The organism is Psychrobacter sp. BF1 (assembly GCF_019279065.1).
Classification (GTDB): Bacteria; Pseudomonadota; Gammaproteobacteria; order Pseudomonadales; family Moraxellaceae; genus Psychrobacter; species Psychrobacter urativorans.
Window position 1 is genome coordinate 82,860 of sequence record NZ_JAGYWV010000010.1, and the last position, 17,092, is coordinate 99,951.

At 41.8% G+C, this 17,092-nt stretch carries 15 protein-coding genes; 11 read left to right on the forward strand and 4 right to left on the reverse strand.

What is annotated here, in order from left to right:
• Positions 1-30 precede the first annotated feature (30 nt).
• Together KZA12_RS11590 and KZA12_RS11595 are read right to left on the reverse strand one after the other, a co-directional pair.
• Positions 31-660: a CoA transferase subunit B gene (locus tag KZA12_RS11590; protein WP_201623030.1), complete on the reverse strand. Its 630-nt coding sequence runs from the start codon at positions 658-660 to the stop codon at positions 31-33.
• A gap of 46 nt (positions 661-706) precedes the next feature.
• The gene (locus tag KZA12_RS11595) at positions 707-1,420 is read right to left on the reverse strand and encodes a CoA transferase subunit A (protein ID WP_218690327.1); all 714 of its coding nucleotides are present in this window, start codon (positions 1,418-1,420) and stop codon (positions 707-709) included.
• 346 nt (positions 1,421-1,766) lie between these two features.
• Here KZA12_RS11595 and KZA12_RS11600 point away from each other — a divergent pair, with 346 nt between their 5' ends.
• The 8 genes from KZA12_RS11600 (at position 1,767) to lysM (ending at position 9,662) form a co-directional block, all read left to right on the forward strand.
• Entirely contained in the window at positions 1,767-3,248 is a 1,482-nt protein-coding gene (locus tag KZA12_RS11600) for a GntP family permease (RefSeq protein ID WP_218690328.1), read from the forward strand.
• Positions 3,249-3,529: 281 nt separating this feature from the next.
• Positions 3,530-4,849: a short-chain fatty acid transporter gene (locus KZA12_RS11605; protein WP_218690329.1), complete on the forward strand. Its 1,320-nt coding sequence runs from the start codon at positions 3,530-3,532 to the stop codon at positions 4,847-4,849.
• 317 nt (positions 4,850-5,166) lie between these two features.
• Complete coding sequence (locus tag KZA12_RS11610; protein WP_218690330.1) at positions 5,167-5,757, forward strand: DUF177 domain-containing protein; 591 nt, start codon at positions 5,167-5,169, stop codon at positions 5,755-5,757.
• Positions 5,758-6,098: 341 nt separating this feature from the next.
• Entirely contained in the window at positions 6,099-6,281 is a 183-nt protein-coding gene (gene rpmF / locus KZA12_RS11615; RefSeq protein WP_201623035.1) for a 50S ribosomal protein L32, read from the forward strand.
• Between the two features lie 448 nt (positions 6,282-6,729).
• On the forward strand, positions 6,730-7,695 hold the full coding sequence (fabD, locus tag KZA12_RS11620; protein ID WP_218690331.1) for an ACP S-malonyltransferase: 966 nt from the start codon (positions 6,730-6,732) through the stop codon (positions 7,693-7,695).
• Positions 7,686-8,420 carry a 3-oxoacyl-ACP reductase FabG gene (gene fabG, locus KZA12_RS11625; RefSeq protein WP_373416616.1) on the forward strand — a complete coding sequence of 245 codons (735 nt, stop codon included), beginning with the start codon at positions 7,686-7,688 and terminating at the stop codon, positions 8,418-8,420. The genes fabD and fabG overlap by 10 nt, the downstream gene beginning before the upstream one ends.
• A gap of 265 nt (positions 8,421-8,685) precedes the next feature.
• Complete coding sequence (acpP, locus tag KZA12_RS11630) at positions 8,686-8,922, forward strand: acyl carrier protein (protein WP_201623038.1); 237 nt, start codon at positions 8,686-8,688, stop codon at positions 8,920-8,922.
• Positions 8,923-9,152: 230 nt separating this feature from the next.
• Positions 9,153-9,662, forward strand: a complete 510-nt coding sequence (gene lysM, locus KZA12_RS11635) for a peptidoglycan-binding protein LysM (RefSeq protein WP_201623039.1) — start codon at positions 9,153-9,155, stop codon at positions 9,660-9,662.
• 313 nt (positions 9,663-9,975) lie between these two features.
• Here the strand turns inward: lysM and queG are convergent, their stop codons facing one another.
• Positions 9,976-11,106, reverse strand: a complete 1,131-nt coding sequence (gene queG, locus KZA12_RS11640) for a tRNA epoxyqueuosine(34) reductase QueG (RefSeq protein ID WP_256932953.1) — start codon at positions 11,104-11,106, stop codon at positions 9,976-9,978.
• A gap of 282 nt (positions 11,107-11,388) precedes the next feature.
• On the opposite strand from queG, the gene KZA12_RS11645 reads away from it, so the two are divergent.
• A complete protein-coding gene (locus KZA12_RS11645; protein ID WP_218690334.1) occupies positions 11,389-13,227 on the forward strand; it encodes an NAD(P)H-hydrate dehydratase in 1,839 nt (612 codons plus the stop codon).
• A 62-nt stretch (positions 13,228-13,289) separates the two neighbouring features.
• Here KZA12_RS11645 and KZA12_RS11650 read toward each other — a convergent pair whose 3' ends face one another.
• Positions 13,290-13,781: a DUF4124 domain-containing protein gene (locus KZA12_RS11650; RefSeq protein WP_201623042.1), complete on the reverse strand. Its 492-nt coding sequence runs from the start codon at positions 13,779-13,781 to the stop codon at positions 13,290-13,292.
• A 1,089-nt stretch (positions 13,782-14,870) separates the two neighbouring features.
• On the opposite strand from KZA12_RS11650, the gene KZA12_RS11655 reads away from it, so the two are divergent.
• Both KZA12_RS11655 and ilvN read left to right on the forward strand, forming a co-directional pair.
• Positions 14,871-16,583: an acetolactate synthase 3 large subunit gene (locus KZA12_RS11655; RefSeq protein ID WP_201623075.1), complete on the forward strand. Its 1,713-nt coding sequence runs from the start codon at positions 14,871-14,873 to the stop codon at positions 16,581-16,583.
• Positions 16,583-17,077, forward strand: coding sequence for an acetolactate synthase small subunit (gene ilvN, locus KZA12_RS11660; protein WP_218690335.1), 495 nt, complete (start codon positions 16,583-16,585; stop codon positions 17,075-17,077). The genes KZA12_RS11655 and ilvN overlap by 1 nt, the downstream gene beginning before the upstream one ends.
• The last annotated feature ends 15 nt before the right edge of the window (positions 17,078-17,092 follow it).

Below are 17,092 nucleotides of genomic sequence, written 5' to 3' on the forward strand. Positions count from 1 at the left end.
CCTTATTGTGGCTATCTCGTGAGATAATAATTATTTAATAATAGTTACTGGCGTTTTTTGTTGCAGCTCTTCAAAGCTGATACCTTCTGCTAACTCAACCAGTTTTAGCCCTTTATCAGTAACATCGAGCACCGCCAGCTCAGTAATAATACGGTCAACCACACCTTTACCCGTTAATGGCAGTTCACACTGAGCAAGGATTTTTGGATCGCCATGTTTATTGACTTGCTCCATTATTACGATGATGCGCTGCACGCCTGCGACTAAGTCCATCGCACCGCCCATACCTTTGACCATCTTACCCGGGATCATCCAGTTAGCTAAGTCACCTTTCTCTGAAACTTCCATCGCCCCTAAAATCGCAAGGTTAACGTGACCACCGCGAATCATTGCAAATGACTCAGAGCTGCTAAAGTAACTGGCACCTAGTGCCGTCGTAACAGTCTGCTTACCCGCATTTATTAGATCAGCGTCGACATTTTCTGGCGTTGGGAACTCACCAATACCTAATAGGCCATTTTCTGATTGTAACCACACATCCATACCTTCTGGAATATAGTTAGCAACTAGAGTTGGCAGACCAATACCCAAATTCACATAATAACCGTCTTGTAGTTCTTGCGCTGCACGCTGCGCCATCTGCTCTCGTGTCCAAGCCATAGTATCTTCCTTAATTTTTATAATATTCACTTGTGTGTAGCATGAATTAAACGCTCTCAACCGCTTTAGTCGTTATCTTTTCAATACGCTTTTCAGGGCTGCTATTTAGCACAATACGCTGCACAAAAATGCCTGGTAGATGAATCTCGTCAGGGTCAAGTGCACCAATCTCTACGATTTCTTCGACTTCAGCAATAGTAATCTTGCCTGCCATTGCACAGTCTGGGTTAAAGTTACGCGCAGTTTTATTAAAGATTAAGTTACCTGCCTTATCTGCTTTTTGCGCTTTAATTAGAGAGACATCGGCACGTAATGAATGCTCAAGCACATAAGTGCGACCGTCAAATTCACGGGTTTCTTTACCTTCAGCGACTAAGGTGCCAACGCCGGTTGCGGTATAAAATGCCGGAATACCTGCACCACCTGCACGCAGTCTCTCAGCAAGTGTGCCTTGCGGGGTGAGCTCTACTTCTAGTTCACCAGCTAAGTACTGACGCTCAAACTCTTTATTTTCGCCTACATAAGAGGAAATCATTTTTTTTATTTGCCGAGTCTGTAGCAATAGACCAAGACCGAATTCATCAACTCCTGCATTATTACTGACGCAGGTCAAATCTTTAACCTCACTATCATGCAGTGCTTCAATCAATGCTTCAGGAATACCGCATAGACCAAAACCACCGATTGCGAGCGTTTGTCCGTCACGCACAACACCACTCAGCGCCGCTTTTGCGCTGTGATACACCTTTGATTGACTCATGCTTATCTCCTTGCAAGTCTCGTTTTTATTATTTACATTGATTTATTATGGGTTTCGCTCATTCAAGCAAATACTAGATTACTAATTAGTCTTACATTTAAAGTAATAAATTTTATATCACTATAAAATACAGAGTGTAGCCGTAACAACTTAACATATAATTCTAGTAGCGACTAGAAGATAGTATGAAGCGCCTACAGGGTAGAGCAGCTTGATCAATATAGGGGAGATAATTACACTATTTAGCTAGAATAACGTTGGATAAAATACGTTAAGTTTAATCTTATTGACCTATTTTTCTATGCACTGCATACTCTCAAGCTTAGCTTAGCCAAGGAGGGCGGTCATGTTTAGCACACTTGCTATTGTAATTACTTTGTTATTATTGATGTTCTTTGCCTACCGCGGTTATTCAGTGCTAATTCTAGCACCGATTATGGCTGCTTTAGCCGTCTTATTTTCAGGTGATTTTTTAAGCAGTATTCCTGCCTATACCGATGTGTTTATGGGCGCATTGAGTGGTTTTCTACTCAAATTCTTTCCTATATTCTTACTAGGCGCACTGTTTGGCCGCTTGATGGCAGACTCTGGAGCGGCAACAGCGATCGCTAACAGTGTAGTCAACAAACTGGGCGCAAACAAAGCTATTCTTGCCGTAATTTTGGTTTGTGCCATTTTAACTTATGGCGGTGTCTCGCTATTCGTTGTAGCCTTTGCCATCTATCCTATCGCTAAAGACCTATTTAAAGCTGCTGATATTCCTAAGCGCTTGATTCCAGCCGCTATTGCCTTAGGCTCGTTCACCTTTACCATGACGGCACTACCAGGTACACCAGCGATTCAGAATGCTATTCCTATTCCTTACTATAATACCAACGTCTTCGCCGCGCCTATCTTAGGCATCATTGGTGGGACGATTATGTTTATGCTGGGCTGGTTATGGCTACAGTCACGGGCGCGAAAAGCCAGTGCTATGGGTGAAGGCTACGGTGAGCATAATGAAGATGCAGATTTGGATAGTATTGATATTGAAAAAAAATCCGCTAACGATATGCATAATAGCGATGTCAAAAATCATAATGGGCAAAGCAATCTAGCAGCTACTGCTGAAGCACGCGATACTCATCACACTTCGTTCCTAGTTGCTATGATACCGCTAACACTAGTCATTATTCTTAATGCCCTTCTTACTTATGCCATCTTTCCTTCAATGGATTTCAATGATTTGCAAACTCAGTTCCCAGATCTTAATATCGCAGGATCACTGGGACTATGGTCTATTATTATCTCGTTGGTCGTTGCCTCTATAGTATTGATTGTGATGCGTATCGGTCATTGGAACGATCTACAAAAAACTATTAACCGTGGTACTTATGATTCAATGCTGCCTATTTTTAACACAGCCTCAGAAGTGGGTTATGGTGCTGTTATTGCCTCACTTGCTGGTTTCATTATTATTCGTGACAGCATCTTGAATTTAAGTCCTGAAAACCCGTTAATTTCAGAAGCGGTGGCAATGACCACTCTTGCTGGTATTACTGGTTCCTCTTCTGGTGGTCTAAGTATTGCGCTATCAACGTTGGGTGAGGATTATTTGCAGATGGCGCTCAAAGCTGGTATTGATCCAGAGCTCATGCACCGCGTGGCTGTCATGGCCGCAGGTGGACTTGATACCTTACCGCATAGTGGTGCAGTTATCACCTTGCTAGCCATTTGTGGCTTGAGCCATAGACAGTCTTATCTCAACATTGCTATGGTCACTATGGCAATCCCGCTCGTTGCCGTAGTGGTAGTGATTACTTTAGGTACGCTGTTTGGTTCGTTTTAACTATCAACTGCGTTTTACAGCTTATATAAATAAAAAATAGTTAAATAAAAAGTATTTAGATCATGATAGGTAGCTGATTACTATCTTTTTTTATATAAGAATGACTGCAAATGTTTGCAGAGCCATAGAACTCTACAGAGCCTTTTTGTGTTGAAAGGTGATAAGGGCAGTTTGAGAAGGCAACCTAGTGTTAGAAAACAGCTTTTTATTGAATAATTAACAATAAAAAATTAGCCAGCACTAACAAGGAAGTGGCAATTTTGATAAAAGGGAGTTAGGAAATGAGAGGAATCACACGTTTCTCAAATAATTTGATGGAAAGGTATTTACCGGATCCTTTCTTATTCGTCATTATTTTAACGGTAGTCATCTTTGGGTTAGGCTTAGGCTTAACCGATTCTTCAGCTGTACAGATGGTGGCGTTTTGGGGTGAAGGGTTTTGGGCGTTGCTGGCGTTCTCAATGCAGATGGTGCTGGTACTAGTTACTGGTTTTGTCTTGGCAAGTAGTCCAATATTTAAAACAGGATTAGGCAAATTGGCAAGTTTTGCCAATTCGCCAGGTAGTGCGATTATATTGGTAACCTTAGTATCGCTTGCAGCCAGCTGGATCAACTGGGGATTTGGATTGGTTATTGGTGCGTTATTCGCAAAGGAATTAGCGAAGCGTGTTGAAAATGTCGATTACCGTTTGTTGATTGCCAGCGCTTATTCTGGATTTATAATCTGGCATGCTGGGTTTTCCGGATCTATTCCGTTGTCAATTGCGACAGAAGGACATCCGTTCGTTGATAAGATTGGTATCATTCCAACAAGCGCAACCATTTTTGCGAGCTATAACTTAATCATTGTTGCTGCGTTAGTTATTACTGTACCTTTACTAAACCGTTTGATGATGCCGAGCAAAGAAGATACGGTTACAGTAGATCCCAAAGTCCTAATGGATCCAGTCATTGAGGAACTCCCTGCAAAATCGGCTATGACACCAGCAGAGCGTATAGAAAACAGCTGGGTCTTATCAATGCTCATTGGCGCAATGGGCATTGCCTTTATCATTTATTATTTTGTGCAAAATGGATTTGCGTTAACACTCGACTTAGTTAACTTTATGTTTTTGTTCCTAGGCATTATATTCCATGGAACGCCTCGCAAATATCTGATTGCGGTTCAAGAAGCGGTCAAAGGAGCGGGCGCCATCATCGTTCAATTTCCGTTTTATGCCGGAATCATGGGTATGATGACAGCATCCGGTTTGGCCGGAGTCATGTCAGACGCGTTCGTCAGTGTTTCGACAACGGACACTCTGCCGCTTTTTGCCTTCTTAAGTGCAGGACTCGTCAACTTTTTTGTCCCTTCAGGTGGTGGACAGTGGGCCGTTCAAGCACCCATTATGTTAGAAGCTGCCGAAATGCTTGGCAGTGACCCGGCGAAAGTTGCCATGGCTGTTGCATGGGGCGATGCTTGGACTAATATGATTCAGCCATTCTGGGCCTTGCCAGCGCTGGCAATAGCTGGACTCAAAGCCAAAGATATCATGGGGTTTTGTGCGATTGTACTGGTTGTCAGCGGAGTAATCATTGGTTTGGGATTGTTGTTTTTGTAAATAAATACTAGCGTTTTAGCCTTGCCTATTTTATGGGTGAGGCCTTTTTGTGAATATAAACTTATACACAAAAAAAGTAGTTTGATTCTAAGCTTTGGGGTCTAGCTTTTAAAAAAGCAGCGCTATCGCTAGTCAATAAAGTAGTAAAATCAGGAGGCAGTACTATCTAATAATATTGAGCCACAACTTGTCCTTATAGCCTGAAATTGGCCACTGTCAGTGGCAAAAATCGTAACATACTAGCGCTAGCGTCAAGAGACAGTTTCCGTTAGTATGGCAGGCAATATTATACTCCTTTTTGATCGTTGAGACCGCTTATGTCAAACCCTAAAGCTAGCATTGCAGCTGATGTTCGTCCTGACAGCAGCCAAGCGCTTGACTCAGCAACTATGCCTGAAACTATCTCGTTAGATAAGTGGGCAGATAGTGGATTTGAGTGGACAGGAGAGGTAGCGCCAGCGACCTTTAGTCGTCTTACCACGCTATTAAGTGATGAGCACCAACAAAGCAATTTACAACTAAATGCGACCCTATACCGTCGTAATAATGTGCTGCACTTGGCTTTCACCTTAACTGGTGAAGTATGGCTTACGTGTCAGCGTTGTCTGCAACCTATAGCTATAGATCTTACGGATGACTATAATATCGCGCTGTTGGATGATGAAAGCCAAATAAACATGGTTAATGAAGAGCAAGATTACTTAGTACTAGACGAAGTCATTACTGAGCCTGCGCCTGAACGTTTACTGCCTTTTAAAAAGTTAGTTGAAGATGAAATATTGCTTAAAGCACCAATGGCGCCCAAGCATGATGATTGCGAAATGGGTGTCGAGCAAGTAGGTGATATTCCTGAAGAAGAGACCGAAAATCCTTTTGCCGCTCTAGGAGCACTAAAAGGTAAGCTATAGTCGCTATACTTCGATTTACTACTAGCTGATAAAGTCTTGAGAGACCTTTTGTGGTCTTTGTATAAAAGTGTTGCTGGCAGGGCTTTATTATTTAGTTAAACATGCGTATAATGTCCGGTTTATTGCATACTGACAATACCCTGTTTGCCAAGCACTACTGATTGAACGGATTTATCCATAGAGTTTAGATTCGATCAGCGGTTTATTGCAAGTAGTCACCCTTTTAATTCAATGGTAGGTCAGCTGGTGATAATTGTGATATAAATTATCATATAAGCCCAAGCCAATATCCATTAAAGCTGAATTTCAAGCTTACCCTTTTTAAGCATAGGAGCTATATCATGGCTGTTCAAAAAAGTCGTAAAAGCCGTTCTCGTCGTGACATGCGCCGTTCACATCACCGCATGGAAATTGCTGAGCTAAGCATAGATGCCACTACTGGTGAAAAACATCGTCGTCATCACATGACTAAAGATGGTTTCTACCGTGGTCGTCAATTGTTTAAAGTCAGTCAAGAAGCTTAGTTTATTGACTTAATGATAGTCTAGGCGGTTAGTTCCTAAGGTGTTTATCATCATTTGTAACTGCTGCTTATCACTATAATAAAGTCATAGCTATTGAGCTAATAAAAGCCAAGTTATTTCGCTACCATATATTATGTGGCTGGATAACTTGGCTTTTTATTATGTTTAATTTGTCCCCTTTAGTATTTATTACCGATACCTAGTTATTATTGTTACTATTATGAATAATAGGTGCAGGTCATAAACAGCGAATTTTTTATATAGTTATTGTTCCTAGGTTAGCTAGACTAGGAGAATAGCGCTCAGCAGTGTATAGTTTGCTACTAAGCAGTTGCTATAATTCTCTTGCACCTATCTCGTTAATTATTATATCTAAATACGCAGTACACCTAATAAGATAGCAGATCTGTTCTAGTTATCTGCCCAATTTACTTAAGGAATATTGGCTATGGCATCGGCACCCGATACAGCACTACCGGCACCACGCATTGCGGTAATCTTCCCTGGACAAGGCTCGCAAGCTTTAGGAATGACTGCCGAGCTGAGTGAACTTTACCCACAAATTAAGGAAACGTTTGCTGAGGCTAGCCAAGCGCTTGGTGAAGATTTGTGGGCGATCTGCCAAGATGAAGACCTACTCAATCAAACTCAATATACTCAGCCAGCCTTGCTAGCAGCTAGTATTGCTATTTGGCGAGTTTTGCAAACTAAAATGACTGAAATGCCATACTACTTTGCTGGGCATTCTTTAGGCGAATATAGCGCCCTATGTGCCTCTGGGGTGATCTCTTTTGCCGATGCGATACAGCTAGTCCATAAGCGTGGTCAGTTGATGCAAGACGCCGTTGTCGGTATTGATACAGCGATGGCTGCAGTGTTAGGTCTTGAGGATAGTAGAGTTGTCACTTTATGTGAGCAAGCTACTGAACATGTGGAAGAGGCTATAGTCGGGGCGGCGAACTTTAATAGTCCAGGACAAGTAGTGGTTTCTGGTAATGCTGCAGGGGTGAATGCCGTTATAGATAAAGTGCAAAATACTGGCAAAAAGGCTATAGCGCTAAAGGTAAGCGTGCCTTCACATTGCGCCTTGATGCAGCCAGCAAGTCAAGCACTCGCTGAAGCTTTGGCTAAAATAAAATTTGACCAAGCTACTATTCCAGTTATTCAGAACCGTCACGCTCATGTTGAAAGCAGCGCTGTAGGTATTAAGCAAGCCTTAACTGAGCAGCTTAGTGAGCCCGTATTATGGTCGAAAACTATGCAAGAGCTGGCTGATAAGCAAATTAATATTTTGATAGAATGTGGCAGTGGTAATGTGTTGAGTAACTTAGCTAAGCGCCAGGCTCATCCTATCGCCAGTTACCCAACCGACAAACCTGTTCGCTTAGACAAATTAATCGAGGTATTATCATGAGTCGTACGATTACATTAGTTACTGGTGCCAGTCGTGGTATCGGAAAAGCAGTAGCCAAACGCTTTGCTAAAGAAGGTCATTTCGTTATAGGTACTGCCACTAGTGACAAAGGCGCAACGCTTATCAATGATTATTTGCATGATTCTGGTGGTATTGGTCGAGTATTGGATGTGCGTGATGGTGCGCAGATCGAAAAGCTGTTTGAAGAGATTGAGAGCGTTTATGGTGCGGTACAAGTACTAGTTAATAATGCAGGCATCACTCAAGATGGCTTATTAATGCGCATGAAAGATGAAGATTGGGATAATGTCATAGATACCAACTTATCATCAGTATATCGCATGAGTAAGCGTGCTATCCGTGGCATGATGAAAGCACGTCGTGGTCGTATTATTAATATCAGTTCAGTAGTTGCCCAAATGGGTAATGCTGGCCAAGCTAACTACGCTGCTACCAAAGCTGGTGTTGAAGGTTTCAGCCGTACGCTGGCCCGTGAAATCGGTTCACGCCAAATCACTGTCAATAGTGTGGCTCCTGGACTTATCGAAACTGATATGACGGATGAGATGGATGAGCGTTTGCTCAACTCTATGCTGGACGCTGTGCCTATCGGTCGTTTAGGGCAGCCAGAAGATATTGCCGCTGCAGTATTATTCTTAGCCAGCGATGAAGCTAGCTATATTACTGGCGCTGTAATACCAGTCAATGGCGGCATGTATATGTAGAGTGGATAACTAGTTACATTCAATCAACAAAAATCTGTGTGAACGAGTGTAAACTATAAATAATGGTGATATAATAACGGACACTTTTATGTCAAACCTTGTATTATAACAAGGTCTCAACTGACATCAAGTGTGCCCTAAAACCGTTGAAGCAAGTTGAGAGTGTTAATCTGACATAATTTGCCAAATTCTATATATGCCATCGGCTCATCTAAGCAGTCAGATGGTTATTTTTAAAAGTGATAAATAAAAGGGAGTTACCTACATGAGTAATGATACTGAGCAAAGAGTAAAGTCTGCAGTAGCAGAACAGTTAGGCATGAATGTTGAAGATATCAGCAATGAAGCTTCTTTTATGGAAGACTTAGGTGCTGATTCATTAGATTTAGTTGAGCTAGTTATGTCATTCGAAAGTGATTTTGGTATCACTATTCCTGACGAAGATTCAGCAGAATTAACTACTGTTCAAAAAGCAGTAGACTACGTACAAGCACAATTGTAATAACTTAATACTTTAGTAGATAGTACTAGACCGCTTATCTTTATAGATAAGCGGTTTTTTTGTGAGAAAAATATTATCCGCTTTACGTTTATCCATATTTTGCTACCGTATGAGTTAAATTTCCTTAACATTATTCAACAAACACCTACTATGTAATTTTTATTGGTTTGTTATACTTATTGTCAGAACAAGCCACAAACCTCAATAACAACAATTTAAGGAATAATTTAATGGGAATTTTTAGTTTCGCAAAGGATATTGGTGATAAAATTTTTAATCGTGATGATGCTAAACACGATGCCAAAAAAGAAAGTAAAGCAGATTCTAATACGCCAGTAAAAGATAGTGAGCCTTCTGCCCAGTCAGTAGCCAATATCTTGTTACGTCGTATTCAACAACAGAACCTTAACATCACTAACTTAAAAATTAAGTATGATGGATCTACTGATACTGCTGAAATCAGTGGTAACGCTAAGACTCAAGCAGATCGTGAAAAAGCTATCATCGCTATTGGTAACGTACAAAACGTAGCTAAAGTCATTGATAACATCGATATTGAAGAAGATGCACCTGAATCAACTATGTATACCGTAAAATCTGGTGACAACTTGTCTAAGATTGCACAGAGCGTATACGGTTCAGCTAACGATTATATGAAAATATTCGAAGCTAACAAGCCTATGCTATCTAGTCCTGACAAGATCTATCCAGGTCAAGTACTACGTATTCCTAAGCCATAAGATTTTAAATAAAACACTGTTTAGTATTAATTTTTTTAAGTTAGTTACTATAATGCAAAAAGCGCCTCTTAATAGCTAAGAGGCGCTTTTTTATTAAATAGCTTTATTAAAGGCTGTCTATTAATTAATTTTTATTAAATGTGTTTTGATAGTAACTATTAGTTAAGGGCTTTTATTGCCCTCATTTATTAAGTTTTTTACTATTGCCCTTTATTAATTAACGATTATTAACCATGAATAACAAAAAACCAAAAATGAAGGAGGGGATAGCTCTTCATTCGAGGCAATAACTTTCTATTTAATGACTAGCCAGTTAGTCATTAGTGCTTATCTTTGCTTGCTGCTCTAATAAGGCCCAATCAATGTGCTCATCGAGCAAATCACCATGAATACCTAATTTAGCTTGTAATCGGCTTATAACCTCAGGATTACCAGCAACATTGCCTAGACCAATAGCAATATTGCGTAGAAAGCTGAGGTAGCCAGTACGTCTAAGTGGGCTACCTTCTGTATAACGCAAAAAATCCGGCTCTTGCCATTGCCAAAGCTCAAGCAGACTGCTGTTATCTAACCCATGCCTAGGTGCAAAGTCGTTGACGGTTGTCAGCTGCGCATAGCGATTCCAAGGACAAATAAGTTGACAGTCGTCACAACCAAATACTCGATTGCCTATGGCACGGCGATACTTTATGTCGATACTGCCTTTATGCTCAATAGTCAGGTAGGAGATGCAAGCGGCGGCATTGAGTTCATGAGGGGCAACGATTGCTTGGGTAGGACAAATATCGATGCAAGCACTACAACTGCCGCAATGAGCAGCAATAGGCTGGTCGTCAGGTAGCTCTAAGCTCATGAACAGCTCGCCTAATACAAAGAACGAGCCCGCTTGTTTATTCAATAATAACGTATGTTTGCCCGTCCAACCAAGCCCTGCGGCATCCGCTATCGGACGCTCAAATATGGGTGCAGAGTCGCTAAAAGGTCGAAACACAAAGTCGCTGTCAGCACCAATAGCCAAATGTTGCCACTCAGGAAGCATAGTTTCTATCTTTAAAGCTAATTGTTTGAGTCTAGCACGCATAGTCTTATGGTAATCACGACCTCGGGCATAACGCGCAATGATGCCGTGATTAGGGCGATCATTATCCTCAACAGTACGGGATTTTGGTGCTTGAGACAGGTAGTCCATGCGCACACTAATGATAGTTTTTGCCCCAGCCACTAGCTGATCAGGATGAGCACGCAGCTCATGGTTTTGATGCATAAACTGGAGCTGACCTTCATAGCCTTTAGCTAGCCAAAGCTGTAACTGTTCCATCTGCTGAGCAAACAGTGGATGATGTACAGATAAAAACCCACAGTCGCCAAAGCCTAAGGCTTGCGCTTGTGCTTTTATCCATAGCTTGACATCATCGGCTGTCGCAAATGCGCCTTGATTGACCATTATAATATTGTTTTCTACATTTGTTACTGTGGGTTTAATAGTCATAGTGGGTAATAAATAGTAGCGTGAAAGAACAAAGTTAAGATCATTAAATGTATGCCATAGTGATAAGATGCATAGCTTAGATGACTAGTAGTGTGAGTATAGCAGCTAATAATATAACCGCTAATAAATAGTCATTCATGTTATTAGACAATATCAGGTATGCTTAGATCAGCTTATTAAAACTATCAGATAGCCGCTTAGAGATAGCCATTTTAAACCAGTCATTAAGGACTATGTATGCCTACTAAAAAACATCTATTAATTAGTGACCCAACAATGGCGATGGCAACTACTAAGTTACCTGTCAGCTTGTATGATAGTCAACAGCTCTATGCTATGGAACAAGCTTGGTTTGCACAAGGTTATGATAGTTTTGCACTTATGCAACAAGCAGCTTGGCAAATGACTCAGCATATTATTCAACTTGAAGCGCAGCACCATCAAAAGCTAGTTACTGCTGCATTAAGACAGGAGTACCTTTATGCTGTTGTTGATAGAACGCCAAGTGCAATTATCTGGGTTGGTCATGGCAATAATGGCGGTGACGGTTGGCTAGTAGCTTATTATCTGCAACAAGCAGGCTGGCAGGTAACCGTACTGACAGTAGCTATTGACGACCTTAGTCATAACCGTAATGAGGAACAAGATGGAGATAAAGCCTCTAAAAATGAACCAATGCCAGACGCCATAAAAGCTCAGCAGTTGGCTTTGAGGGCAGCTGTTCCTTGTCTACGCTTCGAGGATCAGCAAGCTAACAATATGGCATTTGCCTCTAACTTATCGGCTGATGTCTTTGTCGATGCGCTATTCGGTATTGGTCTAAATCGCTCACCAAGCGGTATCTATAAACAAGCTATTGAGTGCTTTAATAAAGCTGCTAAACAGCATCATAACTATGGTGAAGCGCTAGTAGTGGCTGTAGATATTCCTAGTGGTTTAGTAGCTACAACTGGCCAAGTATTCGAGCGCCTAGCTATCGAAGCTGACGTAACTTTGTGTTTGATAGCTCGTAAGTTTGGCCTCCATACTAAAGACGGTATGGACTATGCGGGCGTCATCATCGATATCCCACTGATACCTTATGGCAAACTAACAGCCGCCGCTACCTTATTGAGTACCGCACAGAGATTATCTGCGCGTCGCCAAAACAGTTATAAAGGCAGTTATGGTCATGTGTTAGTAATAGGCGGTAATCAGATAGAGGGCTCACAAGGTATGGGCGGAGCTGCTATCCTAGCCTCGGCTAGTGCTATGGCTACTGGGGCCGGTAAAATAACAGTCGCTTGTCATACCGCCTTTCATGGGGCGCTACTAACCTCGCTACCAGACGCTATGACTATTGATTTACATGATATTGCAGGAGTCAAAAGTCTCATTAAAGAGGCGAGTGTCGTGGCGATAGGGATGGGGCTTGGCCGTGATAAAAGTGCGGAAAATCTATTGGCCCACTACCTGCAAGCGGTAATGCAGCAAGATCATGCCATAGTAATCGATGCTGATGGCCTTTATCATTTGGCTTCATTACATAAACAAGGCCATAAAATAATTGCTCAGCTAAAACACTACTCTGTTACTCACCAAGTTTGCTTGACTCCGCACAGTGGCGAAGCAGCCCGTCTATTAGATAAAGATATTATAGCTATAGAGGATGATCGACTAGCGGCGATAAAACAATGCGCAGCTACTTATGGTGGTGATTGGGTATTAAAAGGCGCCGGTTCTTTAGTTTTAGAAAAGGGGCTAGGGCAGGTATCAGAAACACAGAGTCAAGTTTATGTTTGCGCAGCTGGTAATGCGGGTATGGCAAGCGCTGGCATGGGTGATGTGTTATCAGGGGTGAGCGCTGGGTTATTGGCTCAACAAGACTTGAGCGCTGAGCAGCACAGTCTACGCCAAGCGGTACTTATTCATGGCCTAGCAGCAGATTTGTTGATGAACCAATTATCTGACAAAGGGGATAATAGTTTCAGCTGTACGGCAAACTTAGATAGACGACCCTTAATAGGTCAGCGTGGCCTGCAAGCACAAGATATGCCTGCGGCTGTTCGACAAGTTATTGCGCTAATTAGCCTTTAAATATCGGCTAATGATAGAGAGGGGCTAATAGTATTGGCTATCTAATCTAGCAATAGCATAGATTAACTGCAATATTGACCAATAGTTTGTTGTACTCGCTCACGTTTTAGTTCGATTTCACGACTGTCAAGATATTCACGCTTGCCACTAGCATCCGTCTCATAGATAGGGCCATTGGCATTGAGGTTAGTCAAGTTATTACGTAGTGTTTGACAGCGCTGAGCATTAGCTTGCGCTTCTTGATCTTTAATACGAGCTTCTAGCTGAGCCACTCGCTGTTGTTCAGCGCTTTGGCTATTATTAGTTTGATTAGCGTCAGTTTTACCGGCCAGCTGCCCTGGAGTATTCTGGCGGCCATCATTGCGAAACTCAATCGTTTCGATGCTCTCACCGTTTTTTGGCGGATGTTGACTATATTTGACTTCGCCATAACTGCCAATCGATTTATAAACTTCAACAGCGTGGCTAGCATTTATTGATAGTGCCCACATACTAATAGCCATTAATAGCATAAATAGTTTAGTCACATAATTCATCATAGATACTGCTGCCATAATAGCTGTCCTGTCGATTTAATATTAAAAGTATGGTAACGCCAAGGCCTACAGCCAGTTATCGATTCGAGCAATAGTAAGCCAAGCTTAGGAGTAAAACCTTAGGGCTTTGCATAGCCAATGCTTATATGCTAACTATTGATTCTAACAAAAAATACTTATCAATGGATATTATTTAATAACCATTAGTTGGGGATAGGCTTTATAATTTTTTCTTGACAATAGGGGCTAAACCGTTGAAACTAATCCTAGTTGGTTGGTCAGTGAGCGGCATTTACAATATTGCCGTAGCACTTGAAGATAAAGCCTATTTGGCTACTTATCAGTAGCTCTGTTGGTTTACCTTCTTTGTGGCAATAGCACAGTAAAGATAATGGTCATCATGACTATAATTATCAGCAGTGTTATTTGTCTCCGGACTTATCGGTCTACAATGACTAAGATAAACTTATTATTTACCATTATTTGTACTACTCATTAGCCATAGCTGTATTTGCTGGTTGTCATTACTGACATAAGCCTATATCAGGATAATGGTTTTTGCTAATTTGATAGATAGGATAGACAGCTTAAATGATAGTCAATAGGCTACTGTTAACCTGCAAAGGGCAACAGTTAGCGATAACACAATCTACAATGATTGCTAGCTATATATGACTGTTAGGCCTCTCTACTTTATCGTTGAATATGAGTGTTTAAAATAATAATAAGCTTCTTTTTCTTTTATAGATGCGCTCGCATCTTGTCACTGTATCCGATAATATCCCATCACAAAGCTGACCCTATAAATTGTTATGTGCAAATAGCAGGCTAGCCTACAAAGTAGCGCTACTTTTACATAGTGGGTACATATTCTTATATAGACAACGACCAGCACTATTTTTAGGTACTATAACTACGTCTAAGCCATAACTGACGCCATTATAAATACTGACAAAACTCTGCTAGTCTGCGCCGTAAATAAAGGTGATGACAGTGACGCAAACTACTCAAAGTCCAAATATGACTGGACATACTCAAACGGCTAATGCTGCCAAAAACTTCCAAGAGAAACAAAAACTGCTTGCTGAAGGTGGTAACGAACCAGTAATGATGACTGGTGCTGAAATGCTAGTACAGTCGCTCACTGACGAGGGTGTCAAATATATTTTTGGCTATCCAGGTGGTGCGGTTCTGCATATCTATGATGCGTTATTCCAACAAGATAATATCGAGCATATTTTAGTGCGTCACGAGCAAGCAGCAGGTCACATGGCTGATGCTTATTCACGAGTGACAGGTGACACTGGAGTAGTACTAGCGACATCAGGTCCTGGTGCGACTAACACGGTTACTGCTATAGCTACAGCTTTTATGGACTCAGTACCGATGGTAGTGATTGCCGGACAAGTACCGAGCAGCCTGATTGGTGAAGATGCCTTCCAAGAAACTGACATGATCGGTGTATCGCGCCCTATCGTTAAGCATAGCTTCCAAGTGCGCCATGCTAGCGAAATCCCGATGATTGTCAAAAAAGCTTTTCATATCGCTAAGTCTGGCCGTCCAGGTCCAGTGGTTATCGATGTGCCTAAGGATATGACCGCTCCGAGTGAGAAGTATGCTTATGAGTATCCAAGCGAAGTATTTGTCCGTTCATATCAGCCATCGATAAAAGGCCATAGTGGTCAAATCAAGAAAGCGGTTGAGACTCTACTCGCCGCCAAGCGTCCGGTTGTTTATTCTGGTGGTGGAGTAATTTGGAGTAATGCTCATCACGAGCTTAGAGATCTTGCTCATCGCTTGAACTTACCAGTGACTAATACCTTGATGGGTTTAGGTGCTTTCGACGGTTTCGATGAGCAGTTCCTAGGCATGCTCGGTATGCATGGTACTTATGAAGCCAATATGAGCATGCATCATGCGGATGTTATCTTAGCTATTGGTGCGCGTTTCGATGATCGAGTGACTAACAACGTCAAAAAATTCTGTCCTGATGCTACTATTATCCATATTGACATTGATCCTACCTCTATTTCGAAAACTATCTTTGCGCATGTGCCTATCGTTGGTGATGTAAAATCTGTATTGACTGATATGTTAGAGCTGATTGGCACTGATAGTCAGTTAGATCAGCCGGCATTGTTAGATTGGTGGTCGCAGATTAATGAATGGCGTAAGCGTCATGGTCTACGCTATGACACTAGCACCGAAAATGGCATCAAGCCTCAGAGTGTAGTAGAAGCAATGTGCAGAGTAACCGATGGCAACGCTATCATCACTAGTGATGTTGGTCAGCATCAAATGTTCGCTGCGCTTTATTATACTTATAGAGAGCCGCGCCAATGGCTAAACTCAGGTGGCCTTGGTACTATGGGCGTCGGCTTGCCGTATGCTATGGCTGCTAAGCTGGCGTGTCCGGATCGTGATGTGGTTTGTATCACTGGTGAAGGCTCTATTCAGATGAATATTCAAGAGCTGTCAACTTGCTTACAATACAATATACCAGTCAAAATCCTAAATATAAATAATGCGCAGTTGGGTATGGTTAAGCAGTGGCAAGATATGCTTTATGAAGGTCGTCATGCCCAGTCTTATATGAACTCTTTACCAGATTTCGTAAAACTCGCCGAGAGCTACGGTCATGTGGGTATCAAAATTACTGATCCTCAGACTATGGAAGCACAGATAGCTGAAGCAATGGCTATGACTGATAGACTAGTATTCATTGACGTCTATGTCGATCGTAATGAGCATGTTTATCCCATGCAAATTGCTGGACAGACTATGCGTGATATGTGGTTAACTAAAGGAGAGCGTACCTAATGCAACAACATCTGATTTCGGTATTGATGGAAAACGAAGCGGGATCGTTGTCGCGGGTCGTTGGTTTATTTTCCCAACGCGGCTATAATATCGAGACTCTGAACGTCGCACCGACAGACGATCCTACTATTTCACGCTTGACCTTGACGACTATTACTTCACTAGAAAAAATCGAACAAATGACTAAACAGTTGCATAAGCTAATAGAAGTAGTCAAAGTCCTTAACTTATCTGATACTGTACACGTTGAGCGTGAACTGATGCTGATTAAAGTTCGCGCAGTCGGTAATATACGCGAAGAGATTAAACGCAGTGCGGATATTTTTCGGGCGCAAATCGTTGATGTTAACGCTAGTATCTATACCCTTCAAATCGCTGGTGATACGGCCAAGCTTGATGGCTTTATAGATGTGCTTGGTCGTGAACGTATTTTAGAAGTGGTACGTTCAGGCGTCATCGGTATCGCTCGTGGTGAAAGAACGCTGAGCGTTTAACCAGGACCAAATTTC

Bases quoted from the DNA above. Each gene is read 5' to 3' on its own strand.
- ilvN (WP_218690335.1), top strand. From the start codon at position 16,583: ATGCAACAACATCTGATTTCGGTATTGATGGAAAACGAAGCGGGATCG.
- queG (WP_256932953.1), bottom strand. From the start codon at position 11,106: ATGGTCAATCAAGGCGCATTTGCGACAGCCGATGATGTCAAGCTATGG.
- KZA12_RS11655 (WP_201623075.1), top strand. From the start codon at position 14,871: ATGATGACTGGTGCTGAAATGCTAGTACAGTCGCTCACTGACGAGGGT.
- fabD (WP_218690331.1), top strand. From the start codon at position 6,730: ATGGCATCGGCACCCGATACAGCACTACCGGCACCACGCATTGCGGTA.
- KZA12_RS11595 (WP_218690327.1), bottom strand. From the start codon at position 1,420: ATGAGTCAATCAAAGGTGTATCACAGCGCAAAAGCGGCGCTGAGTGGT.
- lysM (WP_201623039.1), top strand. From the start codon at position 9,153: ATGGGAATTTTTAGTTTCGCAAAGGATATTGGTGATAAAATTTTTAAT.
- KZA12_RS11645 (WP_218690334.1), top strand. From the start codon at position 11,389: ATGCCTACTAAAAAACATCTATTAATTAGTGACCCAACAATGGCGATG.
- KZA12_RS11600 (WP_218690328.1), top strand. From the start codon at position 1,767: ATGTTTAGCACACTTGCTATTGTAATTACTTTGTTATTATTGATGTTC.
- KZA12_RS11610 (WP_218690330.1), top strand. From the start codon at position 5,167: ATGTCAAACCCTAAAGCTAGCATTGCAGCTGATGTTCGTCCTGACAGC.
- KZA12_RS11590 (WP_201623030.1), bottom strand. From the start codon at position 660: ATGGCTTGGACACGAGAGCAGATGGCGCAGCGTGCAGCGCAAGAACTA.
- KZA12_RS11605 (WP_218690329.1), top strand. From the start codon at position 3,530: ATGAGAGGAATCACACGTTTCTCAAATAATTTGATGGAAAGGTATTTA.
- rpmF (WP_201623035.1), top strand. From the start codon at position 6,099: ATGGCTGTTCAAAAAAGTCGTAAAAGCCGTTCTCGTCGTGACATGCGC.
- KZA12_RS11650 (WP_201623042.1), bottom strand. From the start codon at position 13,781: ATGGCAGCAGTATCTATGATGAATTATGTGACTAAACTATTTATGCTA.
- acpP (WP_201623038.1), top strand. From the start codon at position 8,686: ATGAGTAATGATACTGAGCAAAGAGTAAAGTCTGCAGTAGCAGAACAG.